Annotated in this window: 16 protein-coding genes; 13 read left to right on the top strand and 3 right to left on the bottom strand. The window is 42.8% G+C overall.

All coding sequences use genetic code 11. The features are described from left to right. Window positions 1-25: 25 nt before the first annotated feature. Window positions 26-1,543: a stalk domain-containing protein gene (locus M2444_RS10810; protein WP_280786928.1), complete on the bottom strand. Its 1,518-nt coding sequence runs from the start codon at window positions 1,541-1,543 to the stop codon at window positions 26-28. A gap of 300 nt (window positions 1,544-1,843) precedes the next feature. Between M2444_RS10810 and M2444_RS10805 the strand changes: the two genes are divergently transcribed. The 7 genes from M2444_RS10805 to M2444_RS10775 all read left to right on the top strand — a co-directional run bounded on the left by M2444_RS10805 (window position 1,844) and on the right by M2444_RS10775 (window position 8,465). Next, complete coding sequence (locus M2444_RS10805; RefSeq protein ID WP_094870903.1) at window positions 1,844-2,467, top strand: deoxynucleoside kinase; 624 nt, start codon at window positions 1,844-1,846, stop codon at window positions 2,465-2,467. Continuing rightward, window positions 2,464-3,117, top strand: coding sequence for a deoxynucleoside kinase (locus M2444_RS10800; protein ID WP_280786927.1), 654 nt, complete (start codon window positions 2,464-2,466; stop codon window positions 3,115-3,117). Before M2444_RS10805 ends, M2444_RS10800 begins: the two co-directional genes overlap by 4 nt. A 253-nt stretch (window positions 3,118-3,370) precedes the next feature. Beyond that, window positions 3,371-4,261, top strand: a complete 891-nt coding sequence (locus tag M2444_RS10795) for an SMP-30/gluconolactonase/LRE family protein (protein WP_094878317.1) — start codon at window positions 3,371-3,373, stop codon at window positions 4,259-4,261. Window positions 4,262-4,452: 191 nt separating this feature from the next. Continuing rightward, window positions 4,453-5,634: a MalY/PatB family protein gene (locus M2444_RS10790; RefSeq protein ID WP_280786926.1), complete on the top strand. Its 1,182-nt coding sequence runs from the start codon at window positions 4,453-4,455 to the stop codon at window positions 5,632-5,634. 117 nt (window positions 5,635-5,751) lie between these two features. Next, window positions 5,752-6,060, top strand: coding sequence for a hypothetical protein (locus M2444_RS10785; protein WP_280786925.1), 309 nt, complete (start codon window positions 5,752-5,754; stop codon window positions 6,058-6,060). Window positions 6,061-6,102: 42 nt separating this feature from the next. Then, window positions 6,103-7,053: a nucleoside hydrolase gene (locus M2444_RS10780; RefSeq protein WP_280786924.1), complete on the top strand. Its 951-nt coding sequence runs from the start codon at window positions 6,103-6,105 to the stop codon at window positions 7,051-7,053. 158 nt (window positions 7,054-7,211) lie between these two features. Next, window positions 7,212-8,465, top strand: a complete 1,254-nt coding sequence (locus tag M2444_RS10775) for a stalk domain-containing protein (protein ID WP_280786923.1) — start codon at window positions 7,212-7,214, stop codon at window positions 8,463-8,465. A gap of 467 nt (window positions 8,466-8,932) precedes the next feature. On the opposite strand, the gene M2444_RS10770 is transcribed toward M2444_RS10775, so the two are convergent. Beyond that, window positions 8,933-9,481: a hypothetical protein gene (locus tag M2444_RS10770; RefSeq protein ID WP_280786922.1), complete on the bottom strand. Its 549-nt coding sequence runs from the start codon at window positions 9,479-9,481 to the stop codon at window positions 8,933-8,935. Window positions 9,482-10,206: 725 nt separating this feature from the next. Here M2444_RS10770 and M2444_RS10765 point away from each other — a divergent pair. The 3 genes from M2444_RS10765 to M2444_RS10755 all read left to right on the top strand — a co-directional run bounded on the left by M2444_RS10765 (window position 10,207) and on the right by M2444_RS10755 (window position 14,604). Then, complete coding sequence (locus M2444_RS10765) at window positions 10,207-11,154, top strand: radical SAM protein (protein WP_094878873.1); 948 nt, start codon at window positions 10,207-10,209, stop codon at window positions 11,152-11,154. A 175-nt stretch (window positions 11,155-11,329) separates the two neighbouring features. After that, the gene (locus M2444_RS10760) at window positions 11,330-12,355 is read left to right on the top strand and encodes a bile acid:sodium symporter family protein (protein WP_094878872.1); all 1,026 of its coding nucleotides are present in this window, start codon (window positions 11,330-11,332) and stop codon (window positions 12,353-12,355) included. Window positions 12,356-12,570: 215 nt separating this feature from the next. Next, window positions 12,571-14,604 carry a methyl-accepting chemotaxis protein gene (locus tag M2444_RS10755; RefSeq protein WP_280786921.1) on the top strand — a complete coding sequence of 678 codons (2,034 nt, stop codon included), beginning with the start codon at window positions 12,571-12,573 and terminating at the stop codon, window positions 14,602-14,604. Between the two features lie 151 nt (window positions 14,605-14,755). Here the strand turns inward: M2444_RS10755 and M2444_RS10750 are convergent, their stop codons facing one another. Further along, window positions 14,756-16,036 (bottom strand): histidine--tRNA ligase, encoded by a 1,281-nt coding sequence (locus M2444_RS10750; RefSeq protein WP_306440495.1) that lies wholly within the window; start codon window positions 16,034-16,036, stop codon window positions 14,756-14,758. Between the two features lie 350 nt (window positions 16,037-16,386). On the opposite strand from M2444_RS10750, the gene M2444_RS10745 reads away from it, so the two are divergent. The 3 genes from M2444_RS10745 (at window position 16,387) to M2444_RS10735 (ending at window position 18,712) form a co-directional block, all read left to right on the top strand. Then, window positions 16,387-17,040, top strand: a complete 654-nt coding sequence (locus M2444_RS10745) for an HD domain-containing protein (protein WP_280786920.1) — start codon at window positions 16,387-16,389, stop codon at window positions 17,038-17,040. A gap of 85 nt (window positions 17,041-17,125) precedes the next feature. Further along, window positions 17,126-18,571, top strand: coding sequence for a DEAD/DEAH box helicase (locus M2444_RS10740; RefSeq protein ID WP_094878868.1), 1,446 nt, complete (start codon window positions 17,126-17,128; stop codon window positions 18,569-18,571). Window positions 18,572-18,589: 18 nt separating this feature from the next. Beyond that, window positions 18,590-18,712: a hypothetical protein gene (locus M2444_RS10735; protein WP_280786919.1), complete on the top strand. Its 123-nt coding sequence runs from the start codon at window positions 18,590-18,592 to the stop codon at window positions 18,710-18,712. The last annotated feature ends 79 nt before the right edge of the window (window positions 18,713-18,791 follow it).

The following is an 18,791-nucleotide window of genomic DNA, read 5'->3' as shown; positions in this document are numbered from 1 at the left end:
TGGGACACCTTTTTTTGATTACTCCTTATTGCATTGTGATGGCGATGCGCTCCTCCTGTGGGAGCCACTCAACCTTTGCGCCAAGTTGTTCACTGATAAATCGAAGCGGCAGATACATTGATCCATTTACGATGAAGGGGAGTGTAGGGAGATTCACGGATTTATTGTTCACCATTGTCGCTCCTGTTACACCGTTAATACCGATAGCGAGAGCGGGCTTATCTGAAGCTGTACGAGTGATCATGATTTGTTTATCTACCGTTTTGGCTGCAGTTAAGTTCTCTTTAAAGGTAATCGTCGCGCCTAATTTCTCGAACAGAGATCGGAGGGGGACGAAATTCTGCCCGTTTCGAGTGATAACACCATTGGAAAGAGGGATGGATTCACCATTTAGGGAGATAGAAATTGGCTTTTGAACTGGGACGGGTGCTTCATGGGTGAATTCATAGTCTCCGTATCCTAGCTGTGCGTTCTTATTGACACCCCAACCCCATAGGGAACCGTCTTTCTTTTGCATGATGATATGTCGTGCACCATTCTTAATGCTGCTTACCTCAGTATCAAGAAGTGTGAATTTTGAATCAGAGGACATACTCTCGTTTTCAATAGAAGTCTGATAGAGATTTCCTTCCCCAGTTAATGCAACAATAGTCCGCTCTACGATGTAAACATCGACTACATTCTTGATTCCTTTAAGGAGAACCGGTGATTGTTCATGGTATGTTGTTCCGTCAGAGGAACCTGTAATGGTAGCGCCCCAGAACCATAATTGGGAGGCCCCGTCAATGGCTAATAGGCTGTTCTGATTACCTTTTAAACTTTTAATATTACTGATTCCCTTAATAGGCGTTGCAGATAGATCTATTGGAGCTCCTTGGTTCTTGTAATAATCTTGGACTGGCCAACTCCATATGGAACCGTCCTTCTTGAGTGCTAGGTTGTTTTTGATTTGAATAATATCCGTCAATTTTTGGATGGTTTCGAAGCTTTCGAAGTCATCGCGTGTAGTAGAAACAGTTCCATCTTTCTTTAAGAACACGTAACGTGTCCAGCTCTTATGAAGATCAGACTCATAGTAACCGCCCACAGCTGCCACGTTATCGACGCCGGAAACCGGTGTGAACGCGGAGGAAGTGAGTCCATCGGATGAAAGGGGGGCGCTTAGAATCGTCCCGTCTCCTTTAAGGGCTATCGTTCTATTTCCTGCCATGAACATATCTGCCAGATTGTCTAACTCTTGAACGGGTGTCACTTTAACAGCTTCAGAGTATGCCGATGTTCTCCATTGCCAGACCGAAAGGTCTTTCTTCATTACATATTGAGAACCAAAGTATGCTTGTACCTCATTCAGGTCATGGATTTGAGTGGGGACAGAGCGATTCCCTCCCCATACCCAGAAGGAACCATCTGTTTTGGTCAGATAATCCGCTCCATACGAAGTGAGGTTAGTAGTTGTGACCGACTTCTCTGCTGCAACTGCGCTTACATTAGAGGCGAGGCTTAATACGAGAAGAGCACTAACCATGCTGATCCATTTTTTCATAGGAATACCTCTCTTTTCTTATTAAATATTTTCATTATGTCTACACTATAATCCATTATCTTACATATAGACGCTAGAACTACTGGAAAAGTTTCTTCATATTTACCCACTCACAAGAAAGGTCTCATGTGATACAATAATTTAGTCTGTTTTTTAAAATATAAGAGAGTATAAGTTTCACGCTATACTTTATCCTTATATTTCACGCTTAAACACTTACCGTCCTTATAAGGACGCCGAAGGCGTTTATTCTTGATTTAGCTATTGAAAGGTTTGTATCTGAGGAGGAAGTCAGCGTCAATGAAACAAGCACCGTTTATTGCAGTGGAAGGCCCAATCGGGGCTGGAAAAACAACATTAGCTTCTATGCTAGCAGAAGAATTAAATTTACCGATCATCAAAGAGATTGTCGATGAGAATCCGTTTCTGGCTAAATTTTATGAGAACATGGACGATTGGAGCTTTCAACTGGAGATGTTTTTTCTCTGTAACCGGTATAAACAGCTTGAAGATACCGTTACACAATACATAGATAAAGGGATCCCGGTCATTTCCGATTACCATATTTATAAGAACCTCATCTTTGGAGAACGAACGCTGAATGGAACGAAACGTGAAAAGTATCGGCAAATTTATCATGTGCTTACGGATGACCTGCCAAAGCCAAATATTATTCTCTATATTAAAGCCAATTTAGATACATTATTAAGCAGAATTGAAAAACGTGGGCGGCCCTTTGAAGAGGGAATGGATACTGCGTATTTGGAGCAATTAATTAAAGATTATGATGACGCGATGGCCTCTCTAGCCATTCAGGAGCCTTCGACCGTAATTATTACCATTGATGGAAATGCAGTCGATTTCGTGGAGAATCCGGAACACTTCACTGAAATTGTCTCTTATATAAAGGAGCTAATCAAATGAATTCATATCATATCCCGGAAAATTCCATTATTACCGTGGCTGGAACTGTCGGGGTGGGGAAATCCACTTTAACAGGCGCCTTGGCCAAAAGACTTAATTTTCAAACCTCGCTAGAGCAGGTCGATCACAATCCTTATCTCGAAAAGTTCTATCATGATTTTGAGAGATGGAGCTTTCACTTGCAAATCTATTTTCTTGCTGAACGTTTCAAAGAGCAGAAGAAGATGTTCGAACTCGGCGGTGGTTTTGTTCAGGACCGTTCCATCTATGAGGATACCGGTATTTTTGCGAAAATGCATGCGGATCAAGGTACGATGTCCAAGACGGACTATGAAACCTACACCAGCCTGTATGAAGCTATGGTTATGACGCCGTACTTCCCGCATCCTGATGTACTGATTTATATTGAAGGCAGTCTGCCTTCCATTCTGACGCGAATTAATGAACGTGGCCGTGAGATGGAGATTCAAACGGATGTTTCCTACTGGGAGCATATGCATGGCAGATATTCGAAATGGATCAACGAGTTTACAGTTTGTCCAGTGCTTCGTTTGAACATTGATGATTATGATGTGAATGATGAGACTTCGATGTCTGATATTCTTGTGAAGGTTGGCGAAGCGATTCGTAAGCCTATTGATAAAATATAATTGATGATTTGAAGCCCCCAGGATTTGGGGGCTGTTTTTTTACTCAACTTATGTTGTAGTGCTCTTGGACAGAAATAGGAGAGGTCTTCTTATTCCGCTGGAAGAGTTGAGCTACTAAGGTGAAAAGGTCATAATGCATGTATCCCCTTACGTGCTCGTCACAACTAGTGTGATCGGCATACATTGCTTTTGAAAGGTTCGGATGTAGGGTTTTTGGATATTAATGTGTAGAAAATAGGAAGGAGTGAGCGTTTTGGAGTATACAGAGATTCAGGCAGAATTGATTATCGATGCTCAGGCAGAGCTGGGTGAAGGACCACATTGGGATGCTGAATTCAACCAGTTATATTGGGTAGATATTACGGGTAAGAAGCTTAGAATATATGACAGAGTCACAGGCAGTGAAACCGTCCGCTCTTTTGATCTTATGGTCAGCGCAGTTATTCCAACGACTGCCGGTGGACTTGTTCTAGCTATGGAGGATGGGGTCTATCTCTCTTCTCTCGAAGGATCTCCTGTCCAAATGATTTCGATTGAACCAGAGTTTCCACGTAACAGATCCAATGATGCAAAATGCGATCGACAAGGCCGACTTTGGGTGGGGACGATGAATATGGATAATGAGCCGAAAGTTGGAGGATTGTATGTCCTTGAGCCCGACGGATTTTGTCGCCAAGTGTTGTCTGGCATTGGTATTTCGAATGGATTGGCGTGGGATTACGCACGGAGCAGAATGTATTATATTGATACGCCTACGAGACATGTGGATGTATTTGACTACGATGAAGTGGCCGGAAAGATCTGTAACCGGAGAGTCGCTTTTCAGATTCCTGATGGTACAGGTTTGCCAGATGGAATGACGATAGATAGCGAAGGAATGCTTTGGGTCGCCCATTGGGGCGGGGGTTGTGTTTCACGCTGGGATCCGAATACGGGGGAGCAGATTGGACTGGTTCGAGTTCCAGCGCCTTTTGTCACCTCATGCACCTTCGGCGGTAGTGATTTAACAGAGCTTTACATTACGACTGCAAGGACAGGTCTAAATGAAGATGAGATCTGTCAGTATCCGCATGCGGGAGGATTGTTTATGGCTAAGCCTGGCGTGAGTGGTCTGCTGTCCGCGAGCTTTCAGGCTAAGGAGTAGGCTTGTGTCACTGTCAGGGACATGAATTTATATCTTCACGCTTGGTAGAGTGGCTGCAGAAATGATACAAAGCTGTACGTGAGTTAAAGAGGGCGCACTTTCGACAAGTGCGTTCTTTCTTATCCAGAGTGCGATATCCTCCGCCTCATGATACAATAAGGGACAAGTTTATAAGGATGAGGTGACTTTAATTGAAGTATGATTTCGATCGCGTAATTGACCGCCGTAATACACGTTCTTACAAGTGGGACCAGTCCGAGAAGTTGTTTGGTGAGAAGGATATAATGCCACTTTGGGTGGCAGACATGGATTTTGAAAGTCCTCCTGCAGTGAAGGAAGCGATTCTGCGCCGCGCAGAACAAGGGGTTTACGGATACAGTGTACCTAGTGACTCTTATAAAGAAGCTATCACCTCGTGGTTCAGAAGACGGCATGATTGGGAAATTAAACCGGAATGGATTTCGGATTCTCCAGGAATCGTAACCTCCTTAAGTTTTTCTGTAGAGCTGTTTACTGAGCCAGGGGACGAGGTTATTTTACAGTCGCCAGTCTATTATCCCTTCTATGATGTCATCCAAATGAATGATCGCAAGGTCGCCAAGAATCCGCTTGTTATTCGTAATGGACGCTTCGAGATGGATTATGAGCAATTGGAAGGGCTGATGCAAGGTGGAGCCAAGCTGCTGCTTTTATGCAGTCCGCATAATCCGGGTGGCAGAGTATGGGAAAGAGAAGAGCTGCTGAAGCTTGGTGAGCTCTGTCTGCGTTATGGAGTGACCGTAATCTCTGATGAGATTCATTGTGATTTGGCGCTTCCAGGTTATGAGCATATCCCTTTTGCATCCTTATCTGAGGAAATTGCGAATATTACACTGACCACACTTGCTGCGACCAAAACCTTCAATCTACCGGGGTTACAATCTTCTTTTATCGTGTCTTCCAATCCGGAATTAAAGCTTAAATTTGATCTAAAAATGAAAGCCTTGAGTTTACATATGGCTAGCTTCTTCGCCCAAGGTGCAGTAGAAGCTGCCTATAATGATGGTGAAGAATGGTTGGATGAGCTTTTAGAGTACGTGTCAGGCAATGTGGACTATGCGATTAGCTATCTGTCAGAGCATTTGCCACAGGTCCAAGTGATGCTTCCGCAAGGCACATACCTCCTATGGGTTGACTGCCGCGGTCTGAATCTGGATATTGATGGACTTAAACAGCTAATGTACAAAGAGGCTAAAGTTGCTTTTAATGAAGGCTCTGTCTTTGGAACTGAGGGACAAGGTCATCTGCGGATCAATCTAGCTTGTCCTAGATCTACTCTAGTTGAAGCGTTAGAACGCTTTTGCCGGGCAGCTGTAGCTTATACTGCGAAATAAAAGGTATTCCTGAAGCTTGATGATTCCTTCTAAGGGGATCGTCGAGCTTCTTTATTTTGCAAAAAGGTAAAAAGAATAATAAAATGGAGTCCATTACGTCAAGCAGGAGGACTTCAAATGAAATGGGTAGCTCAGCTTCCGTACTATAAGATACAGCGAGAAGTTAAGGATGGAGAACAACGAAGTATTACATGCAATCGCTTTATGTATTTGTACAAAGATAGAGTTGTGACTCGTCATCGTGAATTTCCAATAAAAGATATTTTAGATATGTCCTATCGCTCAATGGGAGGTTCAGAGGGGATGTTCTATCTCTACACGAGTAAGGGTGTATATACTTATTTGGTAGAGTGTGATCCTGAAAGCTTTATTCATATTTTTAAAGAACAGCAAAGGAATAAAATTGAGCGTACGGGTAGGCCATGATATGATAATCCATACGACATTAAAGGGTGGGAGAGAAAATAAATGAGCAAAACACGAATTATTATTGATGCAGACACAGGTATTGATGACGCACTGGCAATTCTATATGCCTTACGTGCTCCAAATGTCATTGTAGAAGGAATTACAACCGTTTTTGGGAATATTGATGTCGAAAAGGCGGCGGACAATTCTCTGCGACTGATTGAGCTTGCTAAGCCTGGGTATGAGATTCCTGTAGCCGTCGGAGCATCCAAGGCACTCGTTCGTGAGCACTCAGGCTACGCCACTCATGTGCATGGTGAGAACGGTATTGGTAATGTGGAAATTGCTCCATCCAGCCAGCGTCCCATTAGCGAGACTGCGTCTGAGTTTATTGTTCGGATGGCTAATGAGAATCCCGGAGAAATTGTATTAGTTACACTGGCACATCTAACCAATCTTTCGATGGCGCTTGATTTGGACCCTGGTATTAGGAATACTTTGAAAAAAGTAGTGGTGATGGGCGGTACGATCTTTAATCCCGGCAATAGAACACCGGTTGCAGAAGCGAATATTGCTGGAGATCCGGAAGCTGCTGATCATGTATTTACATCTGGACTTCCCGTTCTGATGGTGGGTTTAGACGTTACGCTTAAGACGCGGATTACCCAAGAGCATATCGATTTATTAAACCGTTTTGGACGTGAAGAGAATAAAGCGATCATTTCGTTTATGGAACAATCGCTCACTCATTATTTTAACTTCTATCGTGAAGCGAACTTTTTGATTAACAGTGCACCGCTGCATGATCCACTCGCGCTTATGGTTGCGCTGCAACCAGATCTAGTAAGCTATAAAGAAATGAATGTTCGTGTGGAGCACAAAGGTGAGTTTACATCTGGAATGGTCGTAGCGGATTTGCGGGCTCAGCCAAAAGTGGGTAAGCCCATACAAGTTGCTGTGGATGTAGATGTTGAACGAGCGGTGGGTACCTTTTTGAGCGTGTTTATGTAATTTTGTTGACCTCTACTAATATGAAAAATAATTTCGAAGCTCATAAATGACAATCTATTAATTTTACAATTGGATAATCTTTGGTAAAATGGTAGAAGACATATAAAGAGTTTAAGAGATTACACTTCATATTATGGAAGATGGGAGACTTAACAGTCATGAACAAACGGATTGGTAAATTGGTCTTATGTCTGGCGATATCGCTAGGTGGCACCACGGCATTACTCCAAAATACTACACAAGCAGCACCTGCAGGTGGAGTTAGTATTATGCTGGACGGTTATGCACTGCCGTTTCCAGTAGAACCTGTTGTGATGAACGGAACCACGATGGTTCCATTCCGGGCGATCTCTGAAGCGCTGGGGATCAACGTAGAGTGGAATCAAGCGCTTAAGAAAATTACCGCGACCAAGACAGATACGGCGGGTACTAAAGTGGTAACATTGACGCTTGGCAGCAAAAATGCAGGCGTAAATGGCGAAGTGGTGAAGCTAGGGGTTGCTCCCCAAACGATCCGCAATAACACGATGATTCCGCTTAGCTTCTTCGGCCAGCAGTTTGGTGCGGGGGTAGCTTGGGATCAAGCGACGAAGACGGTATCCATCACTTCACCCAAGACGGATATGTACAAGCTGGGCTTCTATGCGCTTAGCTCATACAGCGAAATCTCCTTGCTTCCTAGCTTTGATGCGGTAGCTTTTGGTTGGAGCGGGATTGATAAAAGCGGACAATTCACCACGACAGGCACTGACTTTAGATGGCCTCAAGCGGCTGGGGATGTAACTCCAGAGTCTATTATCTCAAATGCAGCAGCAGGGGGCACAGCGCCTTATCTGATGGTCTTTTCTGGTGATACTGCATCCGAGCTGACGAAGAACCTGGAAGATAAAGTGCTTCAAGAGCAGACGATTACAGGAATCGTTGATCTGGCTACACAAAAGGGATTCCAAGGCATCACGCTGGATCTTGAGGGATTGGGTCTCACAGGAGATAAAGCTAAGGTTCAAGCAGATTATAATGCGTTTGTGAAGAATCTGTCTCAAAAAGCACATGCAGCAGGTCTTAAGCTCACGGTTATCCTTCATCCATTAAACAGCTCTTATAAAGGTTATGATTACAAGACGCTAGGCAGCCTCGCAGACGATTTGGTCATTATGGCTTATGATTATTTGCAGGAGAAAAAAATGCCAGAGCCGATGAGTTTAGTTGATGAAGGTATCCGGCTTGCGCTTCAGCAAGTGAGCAAGGATAAGCTGATTCTCGGTATTTCCGTTTATAGTGAGAATGAAACTTCAGTGAATTCCAAGGTTGGACTTGCCAAACGTTATGGTCTTAAAGGAATTGCAATCTGGCGTGTGGGCTTGATTGGACAGCCTGTCTGGAATGAGATGGGTAAGTCGGTGGAATTATAGGCGGGATTATGATACGTTATCAAAAGAAAAGGGCTGCCATTTGGCAGCCTTTTTTTCTTATAAGGAAAAATATTATATGCTTACGCATTAAATTATCCTTATCTTTCTCACATAAAGCTAGTATGGAATAGATCTATTAAAGTATAGGGAAATCCTCCCTATAAATTCTGCATTTTAGGGTTGTACAGGTGGAGTATAGGGAATTTCTCCCTATATTTCAGCGGATATCATCGTTTTTTAGAAAATTCCCCGTATTATAGGGAGAAATTCCGCATAACTGGGTAATTGTGAAGAAATCATCCTGAAAATAGGGAGTTTTTCCCTATAAATCTCCCTTGCCATCTTCCATCACAATTTCAATGACTGGGTGCAGGAGGTAGGGGAGTTTGGGATATGAAATCTAAAATGGATCGGAATTTATAAATTTTACGGCATAAATGATCTTTCTCTTACGAAGGGGGATATGCCTATTCATACGTACCATTCTCGATGGACTCGATAGTAGTGAATATCCGCGAGTAGGCATCTTTAATGTTGGGGTCATTTATTTTGTCGTTGTAAAGCCCATATTCCCAAGATCTATATTTTTCACCATTATGAAAATATCCTGTGGCATACATATTATTATTAAAGTCTTTTAAAGAAGAGTGCTCATATGATACGTCTTCAAGAACAAATGGCATAAATGACTTGGTAGACTGTATAAAGAAAAAAGGAATCCCTGCATGAGTATATACTTTAACATACTTATTGTCGTCCGCTTCTTGCAGATGCTCCTTCATAATAACTACGGCATCATAATCAGATGCAAGTTCATCGTAATCTTCTAACTCCTCAAAAGAAATACTTGTGAAGTGGATATGTTCTTCTCTTATTTTAGGGACCTCGCCAACAACACCTATAAATAAGCTTTTCCCTGAGTACAGCGGTGTATCAACAGTATCAGCATTAGATGTACAGCCTGTAACAAATATGAATATTAGGATAATGAGTGCGTTTAGGATGATTTTCCTCATCTTTTGGCTCCTTTCAAGAGTTCTGCATGAGTTGTGTTTACTTACAATAAAGCATTATACTGGAAATTAATGGTTCGGACCAGTAAATGAGTCATGGACTTCGAAAGAAGCCTGATTCAGAGGAGGGTGATGTTGCGGTTGTTTTTGTCCTCATTATATTTGGAGTAGCCTTGTTTTTACCCCGTAAGATTAGGAAGTCTGGTTTAATTATAGTATCTTCAATAACTGTACTTTTGCTATTATCCTTCGCTATTCGTCCCTACTGGATTGATTATCAAGTATCCCGAAAAACAGAACAGCTCAATCACTAAATCCTTATCATTTACAAGTTAGATTTAAAAACGAAGAAGGTTGGATTTATGTTTATTCAGTCGTAAATGAGAAGAAAATTCACCTGAGTGTGTGGATACCATCAGGTGGCAACTCTTTCGAAGAAGGAAAGCATTACGAAAAATGAGATCAGCTGAGTAGTGACGAAGGGAAGTTTGGAACTGTAGAAGCGATAGCGACCGCCCGAAAGCTTTCCGTAGGAAAGCTCACTTCGTAAGCATGGGCTGTCTCCGGAAGTCTAAACATTCCGGAGTTACGACTGAAGCTGCTGACCTGGATTTCTCAAACACACTTCGACTGTTATAAACCTCACATTAACCTAATCCATAAACCTTTATAATCTCTAAGATTGAGCCCTTGAATCAAATCATTATTTTTCAGGAGGACTTTAGAGTATGAGATATAAAGCATTGGAATTAGACAAACCGCTTACTTATGAGCTGGAAGGCTTAGAAATAGGAGTTACCTCGAACTGTAATTTCCGCTGCGATTATTGTTGTGCGTATAATAGAAATGATGGACAAAGCATCAATTCTAAAGAGGTTATCCGAATTCTTGAAGAGCTTCCTGATCTGAAAAGAGTACGCTTGTCAGGTGGCGAGGTCACATTAAAGTTCGATGACTGTGTTGAGATTGTAAACTACTGCTCATCCAGAGGGATTCAGACACAGCTGAATTCGAACGGCAGTCTTTTAAATGCTGAAAGGATTGATCAATTGGTCGCGGCAGGATTAACGACGATACATATTTCCTTCAATTTTACTACTGCGGACGCCTTCTCTCGTTATTATAATATTCATCCAAGCATCTATGAGAAAATTAGAGAGAACATTACTATGTTCGCGGCATCTAGTGTAGATACGGTGCTGGAGACGCTGTTGTTCAGCGAAACTCAGGATAACATGAAGGAAATCAGCGATCATGTCTACGCGATGGGTGTTAGAACACATGAGATTCAGAACAGTATTATCATGGATCATACAGGCTGGAAGTCTATAGCTGCCCGCGAACAATTAAAGAATGCTGTGAGTGAACTGATCGCTATGAAGAAAGAGGATACGATCTTGTATTTCACTTGCATGGACCGTTTTATGGATATGCTTGGGTTCGAGGAGCAACAGGGCGTTTATTTTCCACATTGCATAGAGGGCAAGAAACAGCTTCATCTACATGGAAATGGGGACATCCTGATCTCTGAATTATGTCATCCCGTTATTATTGGCAACATTTATCAGGGAACCTCACTGAAGGACTTATACAGTAACATGCCAGCGCCTTTGGCTCAGTTTCTGGATAAACTGCCATGTCCAGCACTGGATGCATTGTTTCCGCAAGGGGTTTAAATCGTTAAGCATTTCTATAAAATTACTACTTGGAGCCAATTTAAAGAATTGGTTCCTTTTTTGTGTAGTAGATTAATGGAAAGTCCTGTATGATTTCTGTAAGCTTATAGAGACTGCTACAACATAAATTTGCGGATAAGGAATGTATGACATCCATACATAAGGTGTGCGAGACATGCTTACGAATATAAAAAATGGACTCATCAAATCCAATGTTGTACTCGAAAAAATCATGCCATTATTAACCCCTACTGCCATCGTCGTTGGCGTGCTTAATGAAAGCAGACTGCTACCATTCACAGGTCTCGTCCCTTGGATATTCGCTTTTATGACATTGATCGGAAGCTTGAAATCCAATCTCAAAGATCTGCTGGGCGTACTGCTGAAACCACAGAAGCTGATCGTGTTGATGATTATTCTTCATATCGTGATGCCGCTCATTGGCTGGCTCGTTGCAAGTGCTTTTTTTCCGGGAGATCCTTACACAGTGACTGGATTTGTACTGTTGTTTGCGATCCCAACGGGTGTCGTTAGCGTGGTGTGGGTATCCATATACGGCGGGAATATTGCATTAACTTTGGCAATTATTCTGATCGATACGCTCTTGTCACCGATTGTCGTTCCGGGTACCTTGTATTTGCTCATGGGAGCAAGTGTGGAGATTCAACTTGGGGAAATGATGAAAGGGCTCCTATGGATGGTTGTCATTCCTTCAGTGGTCGGGATGCTTCTGAATCAATGGACAAAAGGTAAGGTGAATACGGTATGTGGACCTCCGCTTTCCCCATTCGTAAAGGTTGGGTTGTTCATGGTCGTTTCTATTAATGGTGCCAGCATTGCCCGTTATCTGAAACACCCGGATAGTAAATTGGCAATTATTATTGGCGTAACCTTCTTAACCGTGGTTCTTGGATATGTAATCGGAGCATTAGTATCACGCCGTTTCCGTTTTAGCTATGAAGATTCTGTGGCTGTGCAATTTAATTCCGGCATGCGTAATTTAAGCGCGGGAGCTGTGCTCGCAGTAAAATATTTCCCTCCGGCTGTTGCACTCCCCGTGATATCAGGAATGTTATTCCAGCAAATTCTCGCTGCAATGTCTGGTCTTTTTTTACGTAGTAGAACTAAACGCCCCTTAATAGATGGTGCAATCACGCAAGTTACCCCGGCGTCCCAGTCAGATCCGCCTACTTCACTTTAGAGAAAAAAGAGGTCTTAATAACTAGTATGAAGAAGGTTACCGAACTAGTAGAACTAGTTTTTTCTGCATTTATATGCAAAAATTCGACATTTTTTGATATTTTCCGTATTTTCACTTCGCCAATATTCACTAATTTATCAACATATCCGATAGTAGTTGTATTATTTACAATTGCATTGTTCGCTAATGAACAGTAGTCGGAAGGATGAGGAAAAATGAAGATTCGTCTTAAACTATCACTTATGATGATAGGTGTGACCCTATTATGTATTGCTGTAATGGGGGTTTTTACATATTTAAGGTCAACTCAGGCAATTGTTAGCCTTACTGAGAATTCTATGAAGCAGGTCAATACGAATAAAGCTCAGACCATATCGTCTATGATTTCGAAGGAGCAGAGAAGTATTGAGCTTATTGCCGGAAGGTCGGAAATTGTCGAATTATTACTCCAAGCAGGGAATGGTGGAATCGCCAATGGGAGTGAGCTACAGAATGAGGTAAATATCAGCCTTCAGGGAATTGTGAAGGATGCTGGGAACCTGGAACATGCTTTTGTCAGTGATATGAAAGGCATCGCTGTGGCTGATAGTGACATTAAGCTTATTGGTACGGATTTTAGTGAAAGAAATTATACGAAAAAAGTTATGGAGACCGCGGAGCCGGTCATTAGCGAAACGCTAAAATCAAAATCTACTGGGGCTTATGTGGTGGCTTTTGTGCATCCGGTTAAGAGTAACGGGAAGATGATAGGATATGTTGCTTCAGCGGTTTCTGCAGATAGTATGATTAAGTATTTAGCAGATGCAAAAGTAGTAAATACAACGACTTCGTATGCTTATCTTCTCGATGAGAATGGGAATACACTGTACCATCCGGATAAGAAGCAAGTAGGACAGCCTGTTGCCAATGATCAGATCATGGCTGTGGTGAAGCGTGTGAAATCTGGTGAAAAAGTAGAAGATAGCCTACTTAGCTATACATATAATGATGTGGATAAAAAATCAGCCTACACCGTTATGCCTGAGACCCACTGGTTGCTTGGGCTAACCGCAAATTTAGATGAAATTGTAAAACCAGTGAACGAGATGAGAAGCTTTAATCTGTTGCTGGGTGCAGGAAGTTTGATTATTGCATTGTTGATTGCTTTATATTTTGCCCAAAAAATCTCTTCACCGATTACTAAACTGACAGATTTGATAAATAGAACGGCAGAGCTGAATTTGACGTATGACTCCCAGTACGAGTATCTGACGAAAAACAAAGATGAAACAGGTACGATAGCCATTGCGATGCTCCGAACACGGGTTATTCTTCGTGATATGGCGAGTAGTCTAATCACGATCTCGACCAAGGTGCTTGATAATGCGGAGACTCTTGAAAAGCTGTCTATAGATGTGCGGGAGAATGCTCATGACAATTCGGCAACAACACAGCAGCTTTCGGCAGGGATGGAAGAGACAGCAGCTTCAACACAAGAGATGACGGCAGCGATTACTGAAATTGATGTTAATGTATCCGAGATCTCCATTAATGTAAAGGAAGGCGCGGAAGTTTCCAAACAGATCAGTGAGCGGGCGATGGAGTTACAAGATGAGGCGTTAGAGTCTACGGATAATGCGAAGCGAGTGTATGAATCTGTTCGTATCGATATGGAAAAAGCAATTGAACAGTCGAATGCGATCTCGGAGATTAATGTACTGGCGGATACGATTCTATCGATTACTAGTCAGACTAATCTGCTTGCTTTGAATGCAGCGATTGAAGCGGCTAGAGCAGGTGAGGCGGGTAGAGGTTTTGCTGTTGTAGCTGGTGAAATCCGCAAGTTGGCTGAGAAATCGTCAGAGACTGCGGCTGGGATTCAAGGGGTCGTTTCAGGTGTATATGCTTCTGTTGAACTAATGAAGGAAAATTCAGAGGCGTTACTTGCTTTTATTGACCAGAATGTTCTTGGAGATTATGAGCGGCTAACGGAGGTAAGTCAGCAATATAACAGAGATGCTACTACAGTGAATTTGCTGATGAATCAATTCGAGACCGCGGCCGATCATCTAAGTATGGCGGTATCTAGTATTTCTATAGCGGTCAATGAAGTGGCTGCTACAGTAAATGAGGGGGCTATTGGGATTCAGGATATTGCGGTGAAGACGGCTGATATCGTTGAGAAGACATTCCATGAAGTTACGGTGGCTGACGAGAATACCCAAAGTGCCAAGGAGCTACAGGCGCTGGTAGATCGGTTTAAGATCTAAGAAGGATTAAGGGAATCTTTATCCGTCATTCATAAAATATTAAGCTTGCAAGGTTATAGTACATATATAACCTCCCTTAAATATAAACTTTACCCCGCCGGCCGTCGGCGGGGTCTTTTTTTTATGAGATCTTTTTAAAGTGAATACCAGCTTAGCCAGTGATGAGGTATATAGCTTCATCCAGCGGGACGATAACCTCTGTTTGTTCCGCCATATCCTTCAAACGCACCTTATCATCACTTGCTTCGCTTTCGCCGATCAGTATTACGTAACGGATGTTTTTGGATGAGGCTGTGGCGAGTTGCTTTTTTAATTTTCTTTTACCAGATACGAGAGTGGTTCTTATAGAACAAGCACGCAGCTCAGCCGCTGCAATCAAAGCTTGTGGTAGTGTCTCACCAATGGGAATGACCATAACATTAGCTGCACTATTTTCTTGGGTAGGTCGTTCTGCCAGGAGCGCCATGATTGACTCCATACCAAAAGACAACCCAACCGTAGGATATTCAATATCCTCTCTGCCCACTAGCTGTCCGATAATCGCGTCATATCTGCCTCCACCACCCAAGCTTGAGGGAAAGGAACCCGATGCATCAAAGATCTCGTAAACTGTTCCTGTGTAGAATGAAAGACCTCGTGATAAGAAAGGATCGAAGCGGCAAGTATTCTGTAGTCCAATGTCTTGGATTAGATTTTGAAGGACGAGAACCTCTGACGCACCCGGTTGCGTTGTAAGATTGTATTTATTGCATAACTGCTCAAAGCTTGGACAGTTCATTTCGATAAGCGCTAGAATCGCTGCGATGGTTGCAGGTTCTAGCCCCTTGCCAATTAACTCGTTCTCCACTCCATTAATATTGATTTTCTCCAGTTTATCAAGGGTAAGCATAACGGAAAGTTGCTCTTCTGCAGGTACGCCGATGGATGCTAGAATCTCACCGAGAAAACGTCGATTGTTCCATTTTAGGATGATAGGAATGTCCAGCTTGCGGAAAGCTTCGGTAGCCAGTTGCATTAGCTCAGCTTCAGCCTCAGGGCCGGAAATGCCGACCACATCGACATCACATTGTAGGAATTCACGCAGACGCCCGCGTTTTACGGGTCCATCTCGGAACACTTTTCCGATCTCATACCTTTTGAAGGGGAACTCTATCCCTGGATTTAATGCGATCACTTTAGCAAAAGGAATCGTCAGATCATAGCGTAACCCTAGCTTGCGGTTGCCTTGATCCGAGAGTTGGTACATTTCCTTGAGAATTTCATCTCCACCTGCATATTTCGAGGTTAATAATTCCAGTTCGTTTAATAATGTGGTGTCCATAGATTCAAAATCATAGAGTTCGAACAAATCCTGCAGCGTTTTTTGAATGTTCTTTCTGAGCGCTTGCTCTTTACCGAAGTAGTCATAAGTTCCTTTAATGTTTTGCATCATTAGTAGCTCCTTTGAATTGGCATAGTTTAGAAAATAAAAAACGCGCAGGACCTCTTGGTCCTGCGCGTATCTATGCCGCAGGGAGGCCAACGCGAGTAGCGTTAGCCTCCCTGAAAAAATTCAGGAATGCTAACGCTGTTTGTGATAATAATGAAGTTGATTCAGCATGATTGTATTTGTATTCACCAGAACCAATTCCCTTCGAAAATTTGATACTGCCGATTATAGCGGATCATTCCGAGTCATGCAAGTAAGAATTTATATTAGGTTCGATTTCTAGTGGGCGAATGGACAAGTTATCAGCTATAATAAGGCTTCGATATTCCTTACGGAAAGGGAGTTTTTCTACGATGGATAAATCTTTAATTATAGCTCGGACCGAAGATTTTGTTAAAGAACAACTGGGACAAGATACTACGGGTCATGACTGGTGGCATTCCGACAGAGTGCGCAACACCGCCGCTGAAATTGCCAAGATCGAGAGCGCAGATGTATTTGTCTGCACGATGGCCGCCTTGCTGCATGATGTTGCTGACGAGAAGCTTAATCCGTCTAAAGAAGAAGGTTTGCATAAAGTACGTACTTGGCTTTCTTCATATCTTACAAATGAGCAACAAATGAATCATATTATGATGATTATTGAGACGATGTCCTTTAGCGGTGGCGGGGGAGAACCGATGCAGACGCTTGAAGGCCAAGTGGTTCAAGATGCCGACCGACTTGATGCGCTTGGTGCGATTGGCATTGCCAGAACCTTTATTTTCTCAGGGGCGAAAGGTCGTCCGGCTTATGATCCGGAAGTGTCTCCAAGAGATGAATCGCTTCAAAAGGAGTACAGGGATTACAGCAAAGGAACAGCTATCAATCATTTTTATGAAAAGTTATTAAAATTAAAATTCCTGATGAATACAACCTATGGACGCAAGTTAGCAGAAGAACGGCATGATTTTATGCTTAATTATCTGGACCAGTTCTATAAGGAATGGAATCAAGGGAGCCAATAGCTGTTATAATGATAAGTATGCACAAGATGAAGGATCGCGGAGTTTCCGCTTTAACCAGAACAATCGGCATAGAAGAGGTTGAACGATGAGTGAATTGCAATTTAGAGATTATGAGTTAAACGAAGACATTATTAAAGCGCTGGATGTTCTGAAATATGAGACGCCAACAGAAGTTCAAAGTAAAGTGATCCCTGTAGCTCTTCAGCAAAAGGATCTGATCGTTAAATCGCAAACGGGTAGTGGAAAGACGGCAGCTTACGGAATCCCGGTCTGTGATTTGGTGGATTGGGTGGAGAATAAGCCGCAGGCTTTGATTCTAACGCCTACTCGGGAGCTTGCCATGCAAGTGAAAGAGGATATTACCAACATTGGACGATTTAAACGGGTTAAGGCTGTGGCTCTTTTCGGTAAGCAGCCCTTTGCTCCACAAAAAATTGAGCTTACTCAAAAAACACATGTTGTCGTAGGTACGCCTGGACGTGTGTTCGACCATATTGAAAGAGGTACGCTTCCGCTAAATCGGATCAAGTATTTGATCATCGATGAAGCAGACGAAATGCTGAGCATGGGGTTCATTGAGCAGATCGAAAAGATCATTAAGCAGCTGCCAAAAGAACGAGTGACTTGTGTTTTCTCCGCTACATTACCGGAAGTGATTAAGAATTTGTGCCGGAAATATATGAGCGATCCGGTGGAAATTGAGATACAAGCAAGTGGAATTACAACCGCTACAATTGAGCATGCATTGATCGAAGTGAGACAAGCTGCCAAGTTCTCGCTACTGAGCGATATTATTACGGTGGAGAATCCGGACAGCTGTATTATCTTTTGCCGCACACAAGAACAGGTGAATACGGTATTTAGAGGGCTGGCTGATCTGGAATATCCATGTGATAAGATCCACGGGGGAATGGAGCAGGACGAGCGCTTTGAGGTCATGAACGCTTTTAAAAGAGGGCAGTTCCGTTATCTAATCGCTACAGATGTGGCGGCTAGAGGGATTGATATCGAGAACATCACCCACGTGATTAATTACGATATTCCGCTGGAAAAAGAAAGCTATGTACATCGTACAGGCAGAACCGCTCGTGCAGGTAAGACGGGTAAAGCGATCACTTTTGTCACTCCAAATGAGCAAAAGTGGGTGAAGGATATTGAAGGCTATATAGGCTTCAGCATCCCAACTATGAAAGCTCCTTCAGATGATGCCGTTGCTTACGCGAAGGAAGCGTTTGAGCAGAAGATTAACAAGCAGCCTGTCCGCAAGAAGGACAAAAGCGAAAGCTTGAACAAAGAGATCATGAAGCTGTACTTCAACGGCGGCAAGAAAAAGAAGCTAAGAGCCGTGGACTTTGTAGGAACTATCGCGAAGCTTGAGGGGATGTCCGCCGAAGATATCGGCATTATCTCGATTCAGGACAATGTGACATATGTGGATATTTTGAACGGTAAGGGTGCTATGGTACTGCAAGCGATGAGAGAGACGACCGTAAAGGGCAAGCAGCTTAAAGTGCATATTGCGAAGAAATAAACGGTAGAAATCCCGTTCATGAAGCTGATTTGGCTGGAAAAGCTGAAAAGAACGGTAGAAATCCCGTTCATGAAGCTGATTCAGCTGGAAACGCGGAAAAGAACGGTAAAAATCCCGTACAACGTGCTGAGTAAGCCGTAGGAATTTTTCGGGGAATTGAACATGGTTACCTTATCAGAGCGGAGAGCTACTATTATGCACAGAGTTGTGTTTTTGTTTG

Source organism: Paenibacillus sp. PastF-3 (genome assembly GCF_029893135.1).
GTDB classification, from domain to species: domain Bacteria; phylum Bacillota; class Bacilli; order Paenibacillales; family Paenibacillaceae; genus Paenibacillus_AQ; species Paenibacillus_AQ nitricinens.
Note: the sequence above shows the minus strand (reverse complement) of the source record. Positions and strands in the feature narration are given on the sequence as shown.

Coding starts and splice junctions, on each gene's coding strand:
- M2444_RS10810 (WP_280786928.1), bottom strand. CDS start 1,543: ATGAAAAAATGGATCAGCATGGTTAGTGCTCTTCTCGTATTAAGCCTC.
- M2444_RS10805 (WP_094870903.1), top strand. CDS start 1,844: ATGAAACAAGCACCGTTTATTGCAGTGGAAGGCCCAATCGGGGCTGGA.
- M2444_RS10800 (WP_280786927.1), top strand. CDS start 2,464: ATGAATTCATATCATATCCCGGAAAATTCCATTATTACCGTGGCTGGA.
- M2444_RS10785 (WP_280786925.1), top strand. CDS start 5,752: ATGAAATGGGTAGCTCAGCTTCCGTACTATAAGATACAGCGAGAAGTT.
- M2444_RS10780 (WP_280786924.1), top strand. CDS start 6,103: ATGAGCAAAACACGAATTATTATTGATGCAGACACAGGTATTGATGAC.
- M2444_RS10775 (WP_280786923.1), top strand. CDS start 7,212: ATGAACAAACGGATTGGTAAATTGGTCTTATGTCTGGCGATATCGCTA.
- M2444_RS10770 (WP_280786922.1), bottom strand. CDS start 9,481: ATGAGGAAAATCATCCTAAACGCACTCATTATCCTAATATTCATATTT.
- M2444_RS10765 (WP_094878873.1), top strand. CDS start 10,207: ATGAGATATAAAGCATTGGAATTAGACAAACCGCTTACTTATGAGCTG.
- M2444_RS10760 (WP_094878872.1), top strand. CDS start 11,330: ATGCTTACGAATATAAAAAATGGACTCATCAAATCCAATGTTGTACTC.
- M2444_RS10755 (WP_280786921.1), top strand. CDS start 12,571: ATGAAGATTCGTCTTAAACTATCACTTATGATGATAGGTGTGACCCTA.
- M2444_RS10750 (WP_306440495.1), bottom strand. CDS start 16,036: ATGATGCAAAACATTAAAGGAACTTATGACTACTTCGGTAAAGAGCAA.
- M2444_RS10745 (WP_280786920.1), top strand. CDS start 16,387: ATGGATAAATCTTTAATTATAGCTCGGACCGAAGATTTTGTTAAAGAA.
- M2444_RS10740 (WP_094878868.1), top strand. CDS start 17,126: ATGAGTGAATTGCAATTTAGAGATTATGAGTTAAACGAAGACATTATT.
- M2444_RS10735 (WP_280786919.1), top strand. CDS start 18,590: ATGAAGCTGATTTGGCTGGAAAAGCTGAAAAGAACGGTAGAAATCCCG.